The sequence below is a fragment of the Castellaniella sp. FW104-7C03 genome, from assembly GCF_040276085.1.
GTDB lineage: Bacteria > Pseudomonadota > Gammaproteobacteria > Burkholderiales > Burkholderiaceae_B > Castellaniella.
The window spans coordinates 173,258-190,235 of record NZ_JBELOK010000002.1 but is presented as its reverse complement, the minus strand read 5'-3'; the positions used below and the strand labels follow the sequence as shown (position 1 = coordinate 190,235).

The window sequence follows — 16,978 nt, the reverse complement described above, 5'->3', positions numbered from 1 at the left end:
CCACATGTCTACCGACATCCAGCGCATTGACAGTACCAAACGCCTCAGCCGCATCGTCATCCACAACGGCGTGGCCTACATCGCCGGGGTAACCGGCTCCAACCCCGAAGCAGACATCAAGGAACAAACCCGCGACGCGCTGGCCAAGATCGATGGCTACCTGGCCCAGGCCGGCACCAACAAATCCCGCCTGCTGACAGCACAAATCTGGCTGCGCGACATCGACCGCGATTTCGATGGCATGAACGCTGCCTGGGAAGAGTGGGTGGATCCTCAGGGTGTGCCTACCCGTGCGACGTGCGAAGCGCATCTGGCCCGCCCGGGGTTGCTGGTGGAAGTGATTGTTAGCGCTGCTGTTTAAGTAGCGGAGGGCCGATGGCTGCAAGCTATCGGCTTGTAAACGACGCTGTCATGGGCCTTTTTGAGAGCTTTTTGTGTCGTGTCGTCTTCTGATGCCTTGGGCCCATACTAGCCAGTTGCCAATCGGACGGGTTTGCCGATACGGCTGAGCATCGTGGTGATCAAGGCCTTGCATCAATTGTGATTCTGAGCTTTGCTGACGCCAGTACAGTGATGTATTCATTCCATATAAGTGATAATATGTTATCTGTTAAATAAATATTTATCATTTAATGGATCAGATATTATCTATTGTTAACCATCAAGATATCGCGCAGAAAATTGCTCAGGCGGCGCGTCAGCGCCGTCTTGCTGAAAACCTTTCACGCAAAAGTCTTGCCGCTCGCTCCGGGGTGCCAGAGGGCACGATCAAACGCTTCGAGACCACGGGGGAGATCGGCGTGATGGCACTTTTGAAGCTCGCACAGGCGTTAGGCAATTTGGATGATTTCAAGGGGCTTTTCGCCTCGATGGGAGAGCCGGTGCGTCTAAAAGATATTGTACAGCCTGCCCGAAAACGCGGGCGTGGCTAGGAGATGGCCATGCAGCATGTGACCGAGCTTGAGGTGCTTCTGTCCGGGCAGCCCGTTGGTCAGCTGGCGCGCAGTTCCAAGGGAGAGATCTGGTTCGAGTACGATGATCGCTGGATCAGGTCTGGATTTGCCTTAAGCCCGATGCCCGCCTTCGCTTTGCGTACAGGCGCATTCAAAGCCACCGATCTTTGCAGTGCGACGGTTTGATCGGGTTGGCGATGTGAAACGCCACATCGTATCCGTGGGCGGGATGCTGGAGCTTTCTCACCGCGAGCCCAGCATGGACTACGAAGATGTACTGAAACTTGTGGGGATGGCCTCCAGGGATGTGCGTGAGGTTTCCAAGGCCTACCGGCTTGCGGTTTTTAATGTGCTGGCCCACAACCAGGACGACCACGTAAAGAACTTCACGCTGATTGAATCAGGTGGGGGCAACAGCACCTGGCAGTTTTCCCCCGCCTACGACCTGACTTTCAGCAGCGGGATGGGCGGTACCGAGCACATGACGTCGGTAGAAGGAGAAGGACAGCCCTCGCTTGCGTCTTTGCAGCGCCTGGGCCAGCGCTTGGGCGTAGATGACGCCGACAGCATCGTCCAGCAGGTATTCCAGGCTGTAGAGGCTTGGCCGGATTTTGCCGTGGAGCAAAAAGTACCATCCGGGCAAATCAACACCATATGGCAAGGCATTATGAATCGACCCGGAACCTCTAGACACCCACCTGCCTCATAATGAGGCGATGAGGAGTTGTCATGAGTACGAATGCCATGCAAAAGCGATTTTCCGAGGAATTCAAGATCGAAGCGGTGCGCCAGACGACTGAGCGTGGCCACAAGGTTGCTGACGTTGCGGCCCGCCTGGGGGTGAGGTTTCCAAGGCCTACCGGCTTGCGGTTTTTAATGTGCTGGCCCACAACCAGGACGACCACGTAAAGAACTTCACGCTGATTGAATCAGGTGGGGGCAACAGCACCTGGCAGTTTTCCCCCGCCTACGACCTCACTTTCAGCAGCGGGATGGGCGGTACCGAGCACATGACGTCGGTAGAAGGAGAAGGACAGCCCTCGCTTGCGTCTTTGCAGCGCCTGGGCCAGCGCTTGGGCGTAGATGACGCCGACAGTATCGTCCAGCAGGTATTTCAGGCTGTAGAGGCTTGGCCGGATTTTGCCGAGGAGCAAAAAGTACCATCCGGGCAAATCAACACCATATGGCAAGGCATTAGCCAAGGCGCTGCGTTTGCTGCTTTGCGGCAGTGACGAATTTTCCGTCGCTCCCTTGCCTGCTCGCCCCTTCGTGGATGCGCCTCAGTACATGGGCGACCAGATCGGTCTTGAACTGTGCGGTATAGGTGCGGCGCCGACGAAGCGGCTTGCTGATGGGCTCTTGGTGCATATGCGTCCACGCTAGTTAAGCGGACACGTATGCTCTATCGGATCCGCAGCCGGCCCAAGTTGCGTTCGCCGAACGGATACCTAGATCAACCTTTACATCAAGAAGCTTTTCTTTAATTTTGGCGGGTTTGTCGGTGGGGACTATACGAATCCAGGATCATTCGATTTTGACGTGCGCAGGCATTAGCTTTGCTTCTTAAGCATAAATAACGCTTCAGATTGAGGTGGGGTTTTTCGAACACTACACTCATTACTCAAACACAACCCCCAAAAACGTCTTGATCTTCAGAACCATGAAATCAATCATTTCCTGAGTCAGTGCGGGTTGCACACCCACCCAGAACGTCTGGTTCATAACCGTATCCGTATTTTCCAGAGTCCCGCTGACACGGTAATTCCGGCCATGCATGTAGGGTTGCCGTGTCAGATTTCCCGCAAACAGCAACCGTGTCCCGATGCGGTGTTGGTTCAAGTAGGTCAGCAGGTCCAGGCGTGTGACAGGCGCATCGTCGCGTAGCGTTAGGGGAAAGCCGAACCAGGATGGATCTGAATGAGGCGTGGCTTCGGGCAGAATCAGAAATTCCTCGCAGTCAGACAATTGTTCCTTGATGTAGGAAAAATGAGCCTTCCTCTGGGCGATGAAAGAGGGTACTTTTTCAAGCTGCGCCAGGGCGCAGGCAGCCTGAGTGTCCGTAATCTTCAGGTTGTAGCCAAGATGGCTGTAGGTGTATTTATGGTCATAGCCGGCGGGCAGGGTGCCGAATTGCCAACCGAATCGTTTGCCACAGGTGTCGTCGCAACCAGGGGCGCAGTAGCAGTCTCGCCCCCAGTCCCGGAAGCTTTCTGCAATTGTCTTCAGTTCCGGGTCGTTGGTGAAGACGGCGCCGCCTTCACCCATGGTGATGTGGTGGGCGGGGTAAAAGCTTAGCGTGCCGATATCCCCAAAGGTGCCCACCATCTTTCCGCGATAGGTGGAGCCCAGCGCATCGCAACAGTCCTCAATCAGCCACAGTTTGTATTTCTTGCACAGGGCTGTCACCTGATCCAGATTGTAGGGATTGCCCAGGGTGTGGGCCAGCATGATGGCCTTGGTTTTCGGCGTGATGGCGGCTTCGATCAGATCGGCGCTGATGTTGTAGGTGCCCAGATGGACGTCGATAAACACCGGAATGGCGCCATACTGGATAATGGGATTGACTGTCGTGGGGAAGCCGGCAGCGACTCCAATTACTTCGTCGCCGGGCAGAATGGCGCGGTTTCCCAGTTTAGGGCTGGTCAGGGTATTGAAAGCAACCAAGTTGGCAGAGGAACCGGAATTGACCGTAATGGCGTAGTTGACCCCGAGAAACTTCGCCAGACTCTGCTCGAACTGGGTATTGAATCGACCAGTCGTCAGCCAGCCATCTAGTACCGCCTCGACCATCAATTGCAATTCTTTACCGTCGATCAGCTTGCCCGAAGGGGGGATAGCCGAGCTTCCTGGGGAAAATGGCTTGGGAGCCAAACTGACAGTGGCATATTTTTCCACTAAGTTCGAGATTTCCTGCCGCAGGGCTCGGGTTTCGGGCGTATCAATCATGCTGCTGATCTCATAACAAATCGGATGTGTGGGGTGAAGGTTGTGTGTCGCAGAGAGATTCGTAAATCTCGATCTGACTCAACACCAGATCCTTGGGGTTTGCGCCGTTCCAGAAGTGCTCGAACCAGTCTCTCGTCAGATCCAGTGCGGCTTCCACGGTCAATTGAGGCTGCCAGCCCAGCATATGGCGTGCTTTTGAGGCGTCGAGCTGCAGCAGGCCGGCCTCGTGGGGGCCGGTGTGGTCTACGCTGTAATGCACGGGTACGTGCCATTGTTGGGATAAGCGTTCGATCACCCAGGCGACGGTTCTGGCGTCATGGGGGGATGGTCCAAAGTTGAATGCCTGGGCGCACTGGGTGTTTGGGTCCAGCAGGCGTTCTGCCAGCATCAGATAACCACGCAAAGGCTCCAGTACATGCTGCCATGGGCGGACAGCCTGGGGGCGGCGAATCTGCAGGGGCTGGCGGCTATCGCGCGCGCGCACCAGATCGGGGATCAGGCGGTCGGATGCCCAGTCACCGCCGCCAATGACATTACCGGCGCGGGCGCTGGCCAGTGCGACCTTTTGATGGCCTGGTTCAGGGTGCTCTAAAAAAGCACGTCGATAGCTGGCCGTAACCAGCTCGGAGCAGGCTTTGCTGGCGCTATAGGGATCATGCCCGCCCAGCGCATCGCTTTCACGATAAGGCCATGGCCATTCGTGATTTTCATAGCATTTGTCTGTCGTGACGTTGACCGCTGCTTTGACCGACGGACAATGTCTGATGGCATCCAGAACGTGCACAGTTCCCAGGACGTTAATGGCGTACGTTTCTGCAGGGTCATGATACGACCTGCGTACCAACGGTTGGGCGGCCATATGGATCACGACTTCGGGCTGGGCGCGGGACATCGCGGACCGCACTGTCCCCGGATCCCGGATGTCCCCCAGAGTGGAGTCCATGCCTTGCACAACGTGCGCCAGATCAAACAGACCGGGAGATGTCGGGGGCGAGAGGGCGAGACCGGTGACTTCTGCGCCGAGCTTTTGCAGCCACAGGCTGAGCCAACTGCCTTTAAAGCCAGTGTGGCCGGTTACGAAGACGCGACGGCCGTGCCAGAAACCGTCTGTCATCGCCATGTTTTCCAAGGGGCATGTCCCGATTGCCACAAGTTTTCCAACTGGATTTTGTCGCGCAGCGTATCCATGGGTTGCCAGAACCCTTCGTGGATGTAGGCGCCAAGTTGGCCTTCTTGGGCCAGGGTCTCGAGGGGAGATTGCTCCCAGAGGCAGTTGTCGCCGTCGATGTATTTGATGACGTCGGGCGACAGAACAAAGAAGCCCCCATTGATCAGGCCGCCGTCACCTTTGGGTTTTTCCTGAAAGCGCCGGACCTTGTCTTCTTGGATGTCCAGTGCGCCGAAACGCCCGGGCGGGGCGGTGGCCGTGATGGTGGCAAGCAGTCCACTTGACCGATGAAACGCCAGCACTGCGCTGATATCAACGTCGCTCAGGCCGTCTCCGTAGGTGAAGCAGAAGGATTCTTCGCCCTGAAGGTAGGGCGCGACCCGGCGCAGCCGCCCGCCAGTTTGTGTGTCCAGGCCCGTGTCGACAAGAGTGACTTTCCAGGGCTCCGCATGGCGTTCGTGGACCTGCATGGTGTTTTCCAACATATCAAAAGTGACGTCGGACATGTGCAGGAAATAGTTGGCGAAGTACTCTTTGATCACGTACCCCTTGTAGCCGCAGCAGATGATGAAGTCGTTGAACCCGTGGTGGGAGTAGATTTTCATGATGTGCCACAACAGAGGCTTGCCACCGATCTCTACCATAGGCTTTGGTCGGGTAGCGGTCTCTTCGCTGATGCGAGTGCCAAGCCCTCCGGCCAGAATAACTGCTTTCATAAGTGCGGGTTCCCTTCTTGTGGGTCTGCGCGGACTGTTCGAAATAGGCTGAGCGTGGCGGCATAAAGTCTTGCGCAGGTAACGTAAGTTTACAGTGAAAGGGCACTGTGCTGTGTGTCGCGTGTGCCGCTTTGTGTGCGAGTGCACCGATTAGCGGTTTTTTGGTCGCTTGTTAGCTGAATTGCTGTAGAGCAAATCTCCTAAAATACTAACTCCGGATGGCTAGTGGTCTGGTTAGGGCTTGTGTGGTCGCTAAATTTCGGCACTCTGATGTTTTGCAATGGTTTCAATGTGTAACGTCTGGGCGCTGTCTGTTGTTTTGATCCACGTTAAAGAATCATCAATCAGTTGATTTGAGAGTTATATATGAGAGCAATAGAGCAGCGGGATAAAGAATTATTTGAAAACCTTTTTGTTCTGGAGCTTGCCAACAACCACTGGGGAAGCTTGTCACGTGGGTTGAAAATCATTCGTGATCATGGTTCTGTTGCAAGGTTCAATAATATTAAAGCTGCCATTAAATTGCAGTTCCGGGATGTCGCGGAGTTTATTCACCCGGAATTTAAGGGGAATACAGAATATCGATATATAAAGAAGACCGAAGATACTTGGTTGGAGAGGGCGGATTTTTTTCGAATGGTCGAAGAAATAAAAAATATCGGCTGCATTCCGATGGCCACTCCGTTTGATGAAAAATCTGTTGATCTGTGTGTTGATCTTGATATGCCGATCATCAAGATTGCCAGTTCTGATATGAACGATTGGGTACTCATTGAAAAAATTGCGTCTACCCGTCGTCCAACGGTTGTTTCCACCGGTGGGGCCTCCGAGAAAGATCTTGATGATCTAGTCCATTTCTTTGAGAAACGCAATATTCCTCTTGCCATCAATCACTGCGTTTCATTGTATCCGAGCGAGGATTCGGATCTTGGTTTGGATCAGATAGACTATCTCAGAAATAGATATCCACGCCATGTAATCGGGTTGTCAACACATGAGTATCATGATTGGTCTTCTTCAATGCTTATCTCTTATGGTAAGGGGGCTCGTACTTGGGAAAGGCATATCGATATAGATTACGAAGGAGTGCCGGTTTCGAGTTATTGTTCGTTGCCACGGCAGTGCGATGTATGGTTTAAGGCTTTTCATAAAGCAAAAGAGATGTGTGGCGGTGTGGGTAATGCGCGCAGGATTATATCGCGTAAAGAAACGGACTACTTGACCGCATTAGTGCGGGGCGTGTATGCCCGCCGGGATTTAGCGCCTGGTTATGAGCTCCGCAAAGAAACCTTTGAGAAGGATTTCTATCTGGCTATTCCCTTGCATAAGGGACAACTCTCTTGCCGAGAGGTGATAAACGGTGAAAAATTGGTTCAATCTATTCTGGCTGATGAGCAGCTCACTATAAATCATATCGATGGGCCTTATAACGAAAATCAGTCTCTGAAGGATCTTATAATTAATCGCGGATTGTGATGCGGAATATTTCTGAAAGTATTGCTGACTGGCTTGTTCAAAATGGTATAGAGCAAGTCTTTACAGTGATGGGCGGCGGGGCCATGTTCTTGAATCAAGCGCTAGGAGGGCACGAAAAGCTGCGCTGTACATTCATGCACCATGAGCAGGCGTGTGCGATGGCGGCGGAAGGATATGCCCGTATCTCAGGAAAGCCTGCCGTGGTCATGCTAACGACGGGGCCGGGGGCGATCAATGCCCTAAATGGCGTGTATGGCGCGTACATGGACTCCATTCCCATGATTGTGCTTTCAGGCCAGATAAAGCGCGCTACATGTTTATCGTTCAATAATGTCCCTGGACTGCGTCAATTAGGTGATCAAGAAGGACCCACCATTAAGATGGCGAGTCCGGTTTGTAAATATTCTCGAGAGATTCTTGATGAAGAGGATCTAATACAAGCGCTTCCGGAAGCCTATCGCCAGGCAGTATCTGGTAGGCCGGGCCCTGTATGGCTGGATATTCCCCTGGATATTCAGCAGTCAAAAGCTCAAATCGAAATTCAAAGCTCTGCATTAGGAATGGCCGACAGCATTGATTCAGCGCAGAGGGAGGAAGTCCGGCTTTCTTGTCGGCGAGTTATCGCGAAGTTATTGGAATCTCACCGTCCTCTGATCTTGGGGGGGACGGGGGTTCGAATAGCACATTGTCAGGCCCGAGTTATAAAGTTGATTGAACGCATCAGAGTTCCTCTTGCGACTGCATGGACGCATGATCTGATCGAGTCTGACCATCCGCTTTTCGCGGGTAGACCTGGCACTATTGGAACGCGTGCGGGCAATTTCGCAGTACAAGCCGCTGATTTCGTATTGGTGCTTGGGTCACGGCTGAACATCCGGCAAGTGAGCTATAACTGGGATTCCTTTGCTAAGAACGCTTGGGTGGCGCAAGTCGACGTGGATGTGGCGGAGTTGAGTAAGCCGACCTTCCGAGCAGACTTGGGTATTGTGGCGGATCTTAATCTGTTCTTGGACCTTTTGGAGGATGAGCTGGGTGATGCGCTACTTCCGGATTTTTCGCCGTGGATTGATTGGTGTCAGATGTTGCGGCAGCGCTATTCCATATTGGCGGAACATCACCAAGAACCTGGAAAGGCGCTTAATCCGTATGTTGTGATTGACCGGATATTCGAAAAATTACGTGATGATGATATTGTCGTATGCAGTAATGCGTCAGCATGCATAATCCCGTTTCAGGCGGGGATGCTTCGGCGTGGCCAACGGATGTATAGTAATTCTGGTTCTGCATCCATGGGGTACGGCCTTCCGAGCGCTTTGGGAGCTGCTGTGGCGGCCCGAAAGGACCGGCGGCGAGTTGTATGCTTTGAGGGCGACGGAAGTCTTCAAATGAATATACAAGAATTCCAAACGCTTAAGACAATACAAGAAAATGTCATTGTTATTATTATAAATAATGGCGGCTATCTTTCCATTTGGCAAACACACGAGAATTTCTTTGGAAGAATTGTGGGTGCTACTCCGGCTTCGGGTGTCGAGTTCCCCAATTTCGTGGATGTGAGTCGGGCTTATGGTATTCGATCATCATCCATTCGCACAGAGCAGGATCTTGAACGGTTGGATCAGTTGCTAAAAGAAGATGGCCCTATGATCATTGACCTGCACGTGGATTCGCATCAAGGGTTTTCACCTCGAATCAAATCTCGGGTTAATGAACAGGGGCAGTTTATGACGCCCGAACTGGATGACATGTATCCGTTCCTGCCACATGAAACTCTTGAAGAAGTACGTGGGCAAGGGCGTGCCATCCGTGCGTTGCCAGGGAAGGGGAGGGTGTGCGATGCGTCAGACTGACTGGCCGGTTCGGTTTGCGCAGCTTGGACGGAAAATTGCTGTCAAGCCTACGCATCAAATTGATAGAGATCGGGATATCTGGTTGTTTGGGGCAGGGCAATTCGGCCAGGATCTGGCTCGAGCAATGCGGCTTGATGGGCTGCGACCGTCTGGGTTTATTGAGACAAATCCTAATAAAAGTGAGGTGGGGAGCTTGCCTGTTTGCTCTTGGCAAGACTTTGTCAAGAAAGGGTCGGAAGCACAGGTTGTTTTGGCTGTTTTCAATCGATCAGCTCCGTATGATGATCTGCGACAAATTGCTGTCAAAGCTGGGTCCGATATTCACCATATGCCTTGGGATATCTATGGGGCCTTTGGCGGCAAGCTCGGCTGGCGATTCTGGCTTGAAGATCCTGTGGTCTTGGCAAAAAATATGGATCGGATATCTCAAGTTGCAATGCAACTGGCTGACGAAGAAAGCCGGTTGATTTTGTACAGAGTGTGTGCGTTTCGCGCCGGGTTGGATCTTGAATTTTCGAGTTTTAAGTCTACAGAATATCAGTATTTTAATAATTTGACATTGCCTGGGATTTTAAACAGGAAAATTTCCTATGTGGATTGTGGAGCATACAATGGAGACACGTATGTGCAGCTCTGCAAATCTGGGATTGTATGTGAGCGTGCCTATTTGTTAGAGCCTGATTCAAAAAATTTTTCACGCTTGGCTCATAAGATGCGGGGGCGGGCAGAAACAGTGTGCTTGCCTTTGGCGGCGTCTGACTGTCAGGAGATGTTTTCATTCAATGCCGGAGGGCAGGAATCCTCCGCTTTTTCTACTGCTGGAAATACTAAGGTTACGGCTGTCTCCTTGGATCAGCTGTTTTGTGCTAGCCATCTTGATTTTATTAAACTAGATGTGGAAGGAGCTGAGGCTGCTGTTCTATCAGGGGCGAAGGAATTAATTAAAAGAAGTAGACCCATTATCGCGGCTTCTCTTTATCATAACCCTCACGATATTTGGATGCTTCCGGAGATCCTTTTTGATCTTTGTCAGGATTATGATTATTACGTAAGACAGCATTTCTTTAATTCATTTGATTTGGTCCTCTATGCGATACCAAGATCAATCGACTGAAGAAATCAAAGGCTGCAAGATTTTACTGACAGGGGGAACAGGGTTCTTTGGGAAGGCCTTGCTGAGGCGATGGATGAGGCTGCTCGATTTCGATGGAGGGGCTCCGGAAGTCATAGTTTTAAGCCGCAATCCTGATGAATTTTGTAGAGAGAATCAGGAATTTTCTGAGCTGCCGTGGCTTTCTTTTGCTCAGGGTGATATTTTGAATCCAGATTCATTACCCTGGAAAAGGAAATTTGAATTTATTTTGCATGCGGCAGCGGATTCGACTCTTGGGCCAAAGTTGAGTCCCATCGTGCGTTACGACCAGATTGTGAGCGGTACGCGGAATTTACTGGATTTTGCAGTCAAACAAGGAGTGCTTCGCTTCCTTTTGGTGAGTTCCGGTGGAGTTTACGGCCCCCAGCCACTAGACTTGCCTCGCCTACCTGAGGGCTACTTGGGCAGCCCAGATCCATTGAATTCCAACAGCGCTTATAGTGTGGCAAAGCGGTGTGCTGAGCATCTATGCGCACTTTACTGGAAAGATTTTGGTTTGGATTTTGTCGTGGCCAGGTGCTTTGCTTTCATTGGCAGGGATTTGCCTTTGGATGCGCATTTTGCCATTGGAAATTTTATTCGTGATGCGCTTTGGGCACCTCGTATTGAGGTTCAAGGCGATGGAAGTCAAATCCGAAGCTATATGGATCAACAAGACCTTGCGGTGTGGCTCAATCAGTTATTGCTGCATGGCAATACAGGGTGCGCCTATAACGTTGGCTCGGATCTGGAGATTTCCATTGGTGGATTGGCACATTTAGTACGAGATATTTTAGCGCCGGAAAAATCTGTAATATTCCAATGTGATGCTCTCGGAGGTGATAGGAATAGATATGTTCCTGATATATCTAGCGCTCGCTCCGAGTTGGGGCTGGGCTTGACGATTTCGTTGCCTCGAGCGATTACTGATGTTGGAAATTATCACAAAACTTGTTTATAGCGCTGCGACTGGGGTTGATAGGGCAGGAACTGATAATGGGTACAAACCTCCAAAATAACGAAAGGATCGCCACAGCATGTGTATGTTGTGGCAGCAAGGAGCTCTCGAGTGCTCCGGCGGTGCTTATGCCTTTTGTTGCGCATCGTGCCCTAGGCTGGCCGCCTGTATTTATAGATGAGTCATGGGGACTCAATACTGTAAAGAAAGGTTATGCTTATACGATATGCCGTTCTTTACATTGTAATCACTGCGGTTTCCTGTTTCTGGACATTAGATTTTCGGATCGCGAAATGTCCAATTTGTATGGTGGGTATAGAGATGAAGAGTATGTGAGGCTCAGGGAATTCTATGAGCCTGGCTATCGTTTGCGTAATGAAGAGTTGAAGAAACGAGCTGGCTACCTTGTAATAGTAGATGATTTCATCAAGCTTCACCTCTCTTGTGATCACCCTCCCCCTCGAGTGTTGGATTGGGGGGGGGGGACAGGTTGCAACAGCCCGCTTGCGGCAATTAGAAGCAAGCTTGATATTTATGATATCAGTGGCGACGACCCCATAAGCGGTGCCTATGCAGTTACTCTGGCGCAGGCGCAGAATTGTGAGTACGATCTTGTCTCTTGTTGCCAGGTCCTTGAGCATGTTCCTTACCCTGCAGATATATTGCAAAGAATCATGACATGCATGAGCGACAGTACGCTTTTATATATAGATGTCCCATTTGAAGGCATAATGAATAACCCAGAAAAATGCATGATTCAGAAGCGTCATTGGCATGAGCATATAAATTTTTATTCTGTGGAGTCAATAAGGAAATTACTTGATTCTGTAGGGCTTTCCTTGATTGGTGTTGATGTGAGGGTTGAACGGGTTGGGGAAAGTAAAATATCTCTTCTTCAGGTTGTTGCTCGAAAGATTTGATTTCGACATTTGGCCTTAGGGTTTTTGGTGATTTATCCATTTTGTGTGGATCCACTGTGATGATTTATGGAATTTATTGGATCCTTTTGACTCAATGAGAAAATATCATTCATGATGGTGGGTCGGATATATAAAATATGGCTACTAAAAAAAATTTGTCGGAATCAATGAATAAAATATTCATTGATAAGAGGCGACCTTATTATGTTTATGCTCCGCCCTACACAAGGTTATCTGCGGGCATTCGAGCCATGCATCTGCTTTGTCACTATCTCAATAAGATGGGTGAGGAGGCGTATGTATGTACAGATACAGTGGATCCAGCACTGCGTACTCCCGTTTTGACGGATGGTATAAAGCAGAAACATAAGAATCTTGCTCTGGATCCAGTTGCAGTGTATCCGGAAGTTATACACGGTAATCCACTGGCTGAAAGATGCGTTGTGCGCTATATACTGAATCATGCGGGGCTGCTTGGCGGACCTGCTGAATTCCTCGAAACTGATCTCCGTGTTTTTTATATTGAAGAATATTTATCGGAGGGATTTGGTGCTGATGATGCTTTGATTTTGACGGTTCCGGTTTTTGATTTTTCTGTATTCAATAATATTAACAACGAATTTGATGACCAGAGAAGTGGTGTCCTTGTATATCCTGGCCGATATAAGGATGCGGATAGAAGTCATCCGGAATTATTCAAAAATTCTACGGTTATTACCTATGAGTGGCCGTCCTCTCCTCAAGAGATGGCCCAACTCTTTAGGCGCTCAAAGGTTCTTTATTGTTTTGCTAATTCGGCTGTGATCGGTGAGGCGATTTATTGCGGTTGCCCGGTTGTCATGGTAGATACGCCGTTTACGCGACGGCCTGATAATTATTTTAATAAAGACGCTATTGATGAGCACTTTTCATTACCTGGCGTAACTTTTGTGGATAGTGAAGAGGCAATTCTTGAGGTTCGCCGAGAGACGGTGAAATCCTACGAGATTCGCCTGGCAACGTACGATAAGTTTGTTGCACAACTAGATGCTTTCATAGAAAGAACACAAGCGATGCCGCTGACGCCCGTCAAGGAAAAGGAAGGATGGGGGGTTTCAAATTGGATCGCGGAGCGAAGCCCGCAGAAGAGTCGCATACTTGCTCTTCAGACTATGCTGGATGCGAATCCGGACGTTGGTACGCTTGGAGTTGTTGTCCGCGTTTCGGCTACAGATGAAATCCAGTTGCTGGTTACGACGTTGGAGAGCTTGGGAAGCCAGGCCCGACCGCTTTGCGGCGTGTGGCTGATCGGTGAGAGTGTGCCGCCCTCTGCTGATGGAGATGGCATTGAAGTTCTGAATTGGAACGAATCTTGGCAGCAAACCCTGGCGGATCGTCTGGGTCAGGGTGATGCTCCCGATTTCTTATGGCTGTTGGATGCCGGTGATCGGCTCTTGCCGCAGTCATCACTTGTTTTCGGTGAACACCGACTGCGCAGCCCCGATCCGTTGGTTTGGTATGTTGACGAAGCCGTAATGAGTGAAGAAGGTCCAGCTAATCCAATGCTGAAACCCGATTTCAATGTCGATCTATTACGCAGCTATCCTTACATTGGCCGTAACTTGATATTCAGCGCGATGGCGCTTAAGACGGCTGGCTGCATGGATGCTCGATTGGCTGATTTAGCGCCCATTGATCTGGTTTGGCGGTTAGTTGAGCAAGTGGGGCCGCGTGTCGTGGGCCATATTCCAGAAGTGCTTCTGTATGGTCGGATTGGGCTGATGCCTTGGGTAGGGCAAGCGGCAACCATGCTGTGGTCGCCTGTGGCGACCCAACTGCACCTGGATCGTATGGGGATCGAGGCGGAGGTGCAAACTGGGCCCAGCGAAGGGGCGGTCAGAGTTGCATACCCTTTGCACGTTCAGTCTTTGATCTCCATCATTATTCCCACTCGAGACCAATTGCCAGTCCTGCAAGCCTGCGTTGAGGGTTTAATGGAGCATACAGCATATTCTTATTATGAATTGCTGATCGTAGATAATGGCAGCGTTGACCCTAGCACTGTGGCGTTTCTAGCCGGGCTGGAAGCTATGGAAACGGATCAGATTCGTGTGCTACGCTGGTCGCGGGCGTTTAATTTTGCGGCTATGAACAATATCGCCGTCACCCAGGCGCGTGGGGACATACTCCTGTTCCTGAATAACGATATCCAGTTTGGTTCACGCACGCGATCCGATTGGCTGGAGCGATTGCTGCGGCATGCGTTGCGGCCCGAGGTTGGGATGGTGGGATCGCGTTTGGATCTTCCTGACGGGGGGGTGGATCAGTGCGGCCTAGTGTTGGGGATGGACAATAGCGTTGGTGCGGCGTTCCGGGGCTTGCCGGAAGATCGCCAGGGCTATATGGACCGTCTGATCGCCCAGCAGAACGTCAGCGCACTCAGTGCCTCGTGCCTGATGATGAGGCGCCAAGTCTTTGATGAGCTGGGAGGGTTTGATGCTGAATCCTTTCCGATCTATTACGCGGACGCGGACCTTAGTATGAAGGCGACACAGGCAGGGTATTTGCTGGTTCTGGAGCCTGACACTGGCCTGTTGCACATGGGCGGTGCGAGCCGTGTATTGACAGAGAAATTTGGCCTGAAGAACAGCCCGGATGATGAACAGCGGGATCGCTTGTATCAGCGGTGGTTGCCGCAATTGGCGCGAGATCCTTACTATCATCCGGCCTTTGGCAAACATTCTCCTGGTTTTGACCTTAGTCCTGAAGCATCTCGTATCCAGGACCCTTTGCCGGGTAGGCCTTTACCTGTGGTATTGGCGGCGCACGCTGATTGGCAAGGATGTGGTTACTACCGGATTCTGCAACCTTTTAAGGCAATGGATGCAGAGCTGCGTTTGGAGGGCGGGTTAAAACATCGTGATTTTCACTTCACTGATGTGGCTCGTGTGCAGCCTGATGTGATTGTGTTGCAAGGGGGCTGGCTTAACAAAGACATTCTTTCTCAAATTCGTCGTTATCGAGAAATTACAGGCGCTAAGGTAGTGATGGATTTTGATGACTATCTGCCCAATATTCCAACACGTAGCATCCATCGTAAGGATCTACCTCAGAGCGTTATCAAATATATGCGCCGTGCGATTGAAAAAGTGGATTGGTTAGTGGTTTCTACGCCAGTGCTAGCTCAGGAATATGCTAATTATCACCATGATATCCGTGTGGCCTTAAATGGCTTGCCTGTGGATCCGTGGCGTAATCTTGTTAGCCAACGCCGGGTTGGCCGTAAATTTCGTGTCGGTTGGGCCGGTGGAACTAGCCATACGGGCGATTTAGCAGAGATTCGTTCTGTCGTCCAAGACTTGAAAGATGAGGTTGAATGGGTCTTTATGGGGATGAAGCCTGAGGGCGTTCCCTGTGAATATCATAAAGGTGTGACATTTCATGAGTATCCAGAGAAGCTGGCCAAGCTTAATTTAGATTTGGCTGTGGTTCCGCTAGAGATAAATCAGTTTAATCGCTGTAAGAGTAATCTTCGCCTGCTGGAATTAGGTGCATGTGGGGTACCGATTATTGCTACGGACATTGAGCCATATCGTGTAGATTTACCTGTGACTCTTGTCTCTAACCGTCACCAGGACTGGGTTAAGGCGATTCGTGCCCATCTGGCAGACCCCGATGAATTAGGGCGTAAAGGAGACGCCTTGCGTGACGCGATTCGACAAAATTGGATGATGGAGGGAGAGTTTCTCGATCAATGGGCACGCGCCTGGGGGATAGCGCCCGAATTCGCCCAAGCAGAATAAAGCTAAAATACAGCCCTATCCAGCCAGGATGTGACGGGCCCGATCCATCACGTCCTGCGCTGGTACGTCCATGCAAGCATAGTTTCGGCCTGCGGGGCAGCCGCGCTGGCAGCAGTATTGGCAATCTACAACTCGATCCATGGTGTATTCTGCCCCCAGGATGGCAGGATGCATGGCACCAGGTAGCATCAAGGATGGGCAGCCAACCAGTTTGGCCAGCCATTGAGTGGATGTTGCTACGGTAACCAACAGATTGGTTGTTGCAAGCCGAGCTAAGGTGGTCTGCATAGGTAGGCTGCCGTCAAATCCAGACCAGACGTAGTAGCCGGCTTCTTGCAGCAAACATGTTAGAGTATCTGCCTGCTTATAGCGCTTGATAGCGGTGCTGCCTCGAAATGACACCGCAATAATTGGGCGTCCAGCAGCAGTTTCTTTAAATACAGTATCGGGTTCAGTGGGTAGGCTGATTGTAATGTTTTTTCCTAGGCCGCAGCAGTGGATCAGATAGTATTCTGGGTAGTTGGCATGGGATTGTGGCTGTAGCCACCAGGGGCTTAACCAGTCCATCATGTTGGGATATGTACTGGCCATAAAGGCAGTGCTAAAGTAATTATCTGATAGTTGCCCTGTTTGCTGCGCAGCAAAAAACTCGCTGGTAGGGCGATCCAGGTGGTTGCCTTCTACATTAAGCCCAATATCCATCAAAACCTGCGCCAGAAAGCACGGCATAAACCAGGTATCTAGACAAATAATCCGGTCGTAGCCACGTGAAGAGATGACCTGGGCTATGTTCAGAAAGCTTTGAGTGGCGGGGATCAGGTCGCGAGGCCATTGCTCTTGTGTGATACCCAGGATATCGCCAATATCCGGACATAGCGACATAAGCTCGATACCTGCTCCATAGGTCAGCACGTCAATCGTAGAACTGGGTTCTTGCTCGTGCACTAATCGGACGGCGGGAATCAGGATAGAAGCAACATCCCCCAGCCCCGCAAGGCGGGTAATCAGGACTTTTTGGCTCATGATAGGGTTAGTGTGAGATGCACGGTGTGCGCTTCAAAAAAAACCGCCGGAAAG

At 51.0% G+C, this 16,978-nt stretch carries 15 protein-coding genes and 1 pseudogene; 12 read left to right on the top strand and 4 right to left on the bottom strand.

Going from position 1 to position 16,978, the window contains the following annotated elements:
- Positions 1–4 precede the first annotated feature (4 nt).
- From ABS758_RS02815 to ABS758_RS02790, 6 genes and pseudogenes are all read left to right on the top strand, one after another.
- Positions 5–361, top strand: a complete 357-nt coding sequence (locus tag ABS758_RS02815; protein ID WP_350380603.1) for a RidA family protein — start codon at positions 5–7, stop codon at positions 359–361.
- A 271-nt stretch (positions 362–632) separates the two neighbouring features.
- Entirely contained in the window at positions 633–932 is a 300-nt protein-coding gene (locus ABS758_RS02810) for a helix-turn-helix domain-containing protein (protein WP_350380605.1), read from the top strand.
- A gap of 9 nt (positions 933–941) precedes the next feature.
- Positions 942–1,139 (top strand): HipA N-terminal domain-containing protein, encoded by a 198-nt coding sequence (locus ABS758_RS02805; protein WP_350380607.1) that lies wholly within the window; start codon positions 942–944, stop codon positions 1,137–1,139.
- A gap of 13 nt (positions 1,140–1,152) precedes the next feature.
- Positions 1,153–1,662 (top strand): HipA domain-containing protein, encoded by a 510-nt coding sequence (locus tag ABS758_RS02800; RefSeq protein ID WP_350380609.1) that lies wholly within the window; start codon positions 1,153–1,155, stop codon positions 1,660–1,662.
- A 35-nt stretch (positions 1,663–1,697) separates the two neighbouring features.
- A pseudogene (locus ABS758_RS02795) lies at positions 1,698–1,796 on the top strand (transposase); the annotation flags it as partial.
- A 35-nt stretch (positions 1,797–1,831) separates the two neighbouring features.
- Positions 1,832–2,185 (top strand): HipA domain-containing protein, encoded by a 354-nt coding sequence (locus ABS758_RS02790; protein WP_350380611.1) that lies wholly within the window; start codon positions 1,832–1,834, stop codon positions 2,183–2,185.
- Positions 2,186–2,570: 385 nt separating this feature from the next.
- On the opposite strand, the gene rfbH is transcribed toward ABS758_RS02790, so the two are convergent.
- From rfbH to rfbF, 3 genes are read right to left on the bottom strand one after another with little or no spacing between them, the layout of a single operon-like run.
- Positions 2,571–3,899, bottom strand: coding sequence for a lipopolysaccharide biosynthesis protein RfbH (gene rfbH / locus ABS758_RS02785; protein WP_350380613.1), 1,329 nt, complete (start codon positions 3,897–3,899; stop codon positions 2,571–2,573).
- A gap of 10 nt (positions 3,900–3,909) precedes the next feature.
- A complete protein-coding gene (gene rfbG / locus ABS758_RS02780) occupies positions 3,910–5,013 on the bottom strand; it encodes a CDP-glucose 4,6-dehydratase (RefSeq protein ID WP_350380614.1) in 1,104 nt (367 codons plus the stop codon).
- Positions 5,010–5,783, bottom strand: a complete 774-nt coding sequence (gene rfbF, locus ABS758_RS02775; protein WP_350380615.1) for a glucose-1-phosphate cytidylyltransferase — start codon at positions 5,781–5,783, stop codon at positions 5,010–5,012. Before rfbF ends, rfbG begins: the two co-directional genes overlap by 4 nt.
- A 366-nt stretch (positions 5,784–6,149) precedes the next feature.
- On the opposite strand from rfbF, the gene ABS758_RS02770 reads away from it, so the two are divergent.
- From ABS758_RS02770 to ABS758_RS02745, 6 genes are all read left to right on the top strand, one after another.
- A complete protein-coding gene (locus ABS758_RS02770; RefSeq protein ID WP_350380617.1) occupies positions 6,150–7,259 on the top strand; it encodes an N-acetylneuraminate synthase family protein in 1,110 nt (369 codons plus the stop codon).
- Positions 7,259–9,109, top strand: a complete 1,851-nt coding sequence (locus ABS758_RS02765; RefSeq protein ID WP_350380618.1) for a thiamine pyrophosphate-binding protein — start codon at positions 7,259–7,261, stop codon at positions 9,107–9,109. The genes ABS758_RS02770 and ABS758_RS02765 overlap by 1 nt, the downstream gene beginning before the upstream one ends.
- Positions 9,096–10,223 carry an FkbM family methyltransferase gene (locus tag ABS758_RS02760; RefSeq protein ID WP_350380619.1) on the top strand — a complete coding sequence of 376 codons (1,128 nt, stop codon included), beginning with the start codon at positions 9,096–9,098 and terminating at the stop codon, positions 10,221–10,223. Before ABS758_RS02765 ends, ABS758_RS02760 begins: the two co-directional genes overlap by 14 nt.
- Complete coding sequence (locus ABS758_RS02755; protein ID WP_350380620.1) at positions 10,198–11,202, top strand: NAD-dependent epimerase/dehydratase family protein; 1,005 nt, start codon at positions 10,198–10,200, stop codon at positions 11,200–11,202. The genes ABS758_RS02760 and ABS758_RS02755 overlap by 26 nt, the downstream gene beginning before the upstream one ends.
- A 35-nt stretch (positions 11,203–11,237) precedes the next feature.
- The gene (locus tag ABS758_RS02750; protein ID WP_350380621.1) at positions 11,238–12,119 is read left to right on the top strand and encodes a class I SAM-dependent methyltransferase; all 882 of its coding nucleotides are present in this window, start codon (positions 11,238–11,240) and stop codon (positions 12,117–12,119) included.
- 137 nt (positions 12,120–12,256) lie between these two features.
- Positions 12,257–15,901, top strand: coding sequence for a glycosyltransferase (locus tag ABS758_RS02745; RefSeq protein WP_350380623.1), 3,645 nt, complete (start codon positions 12,257–12,259; stop codon positions 15,899–15,901).
- A gap of 15 nt (positions 15,902–15,916) precedes the next feature.
- Here ABS758_RS02745 and ABS758_RS02740 read toward each other — a convergent pair whose 3' ends face one another.
- Positions 15,917–16,846: a glycosyltransferase family 9 protein gene (locus ABS758_RS02740; RefSeq protein ID WP_350380624.1), complete on the bottom strand. Its 930-nt coding sequence runs from the start codon at positions 16,844–16,846 to the stop codon at positions 15,917–15,919.
- Between the last annotated feature and the right edge of the window lie 132 nt (positions 16,847–16,978).

Bases quoted from the DNA above. Each gene is read 5' to 3' on its own strand.
- ABS758_RS02815 (WP_350380603.1), top strand. From the start codon at position 5: ATGTCTACCGACATCCAGCGCATTGACAGTACCAAACGCCTCAGCCGC.
- ABS758_RS02810 (WP_350380605.1), top strand. From the start codon at position 633: ATGGATCAGATATTATCTATTGTTAACCATCAAGATATCGCGCAGAAA.
- ABS758_RS02805 (WP_350380607.1), top strand. From the start codon at position 942: ATGCAGCATGTGACCGAGCTTGAGGTGCTTCTGTCCGGGCAGCCCGTT.
- rfbH (WP_350380613.1), bottom strand. From the start codon at position 3,899: ATGATTGATACGCCCGAAACCCGAGCCCTGCGGCAGGAAATCTCGAAC.
- rfbG (WP_350380614.1), bottom strand. From the start codon at position 5,013: ATGACAGACGGTTTCTGGCACGGCCGTCGCGTCTTCGTAACCGGCCAC.
- rfbF (WP_350380615.1), bottom strand. From the start codon at position 5,783: ATGAAAGCAGTTATTCTGGCCGGAGGGCTTGGCACTCGCATCAGCGAA.
- ABS758_RS02770 (WP_350380617.1), top strand. From the start codon at position 6,150: ATGAGAGCAATAGAGCAGCGGGATAAAGAATTATTTGAAAACCTTTTT.
- ABS758_RS02765 (WP_350380618.1), top strand. From the start codon at position 7,259: ATGCGGAATATTTCTGAAAGTATTGCTGACTGGCTTGTTCAAAATGGT.
- ABS758_RS02760 (WP_350380619.1), top strand. From the start codon at position 9,096: ATGCGTCAGACTGACTGGCCGGTTCGGTTTGCGCAGCTTGGACGGAAA.
- ABS758_RS02755 (WP_350380620.1), top strand. From the start codon at position 10,198: ATGCGATACCAAGATCAATCGACTGAAGAAATCAAAGGCTGCAAGATT.
- ABS758_RS02750 (WP_350380621.1), top strand. From the start codon at position 11,238: ATGGGTACAAACCTCCAAAATAACGAAAGGATCGCCACAGCATGTGTA.
- ABS758_RS02745 (WP_350380623.1), top strand. From the start codon at position 12,257: ATGGCTACTAAAAAAAATTTGTCGGAATCAATGAATAAAATATTCATT.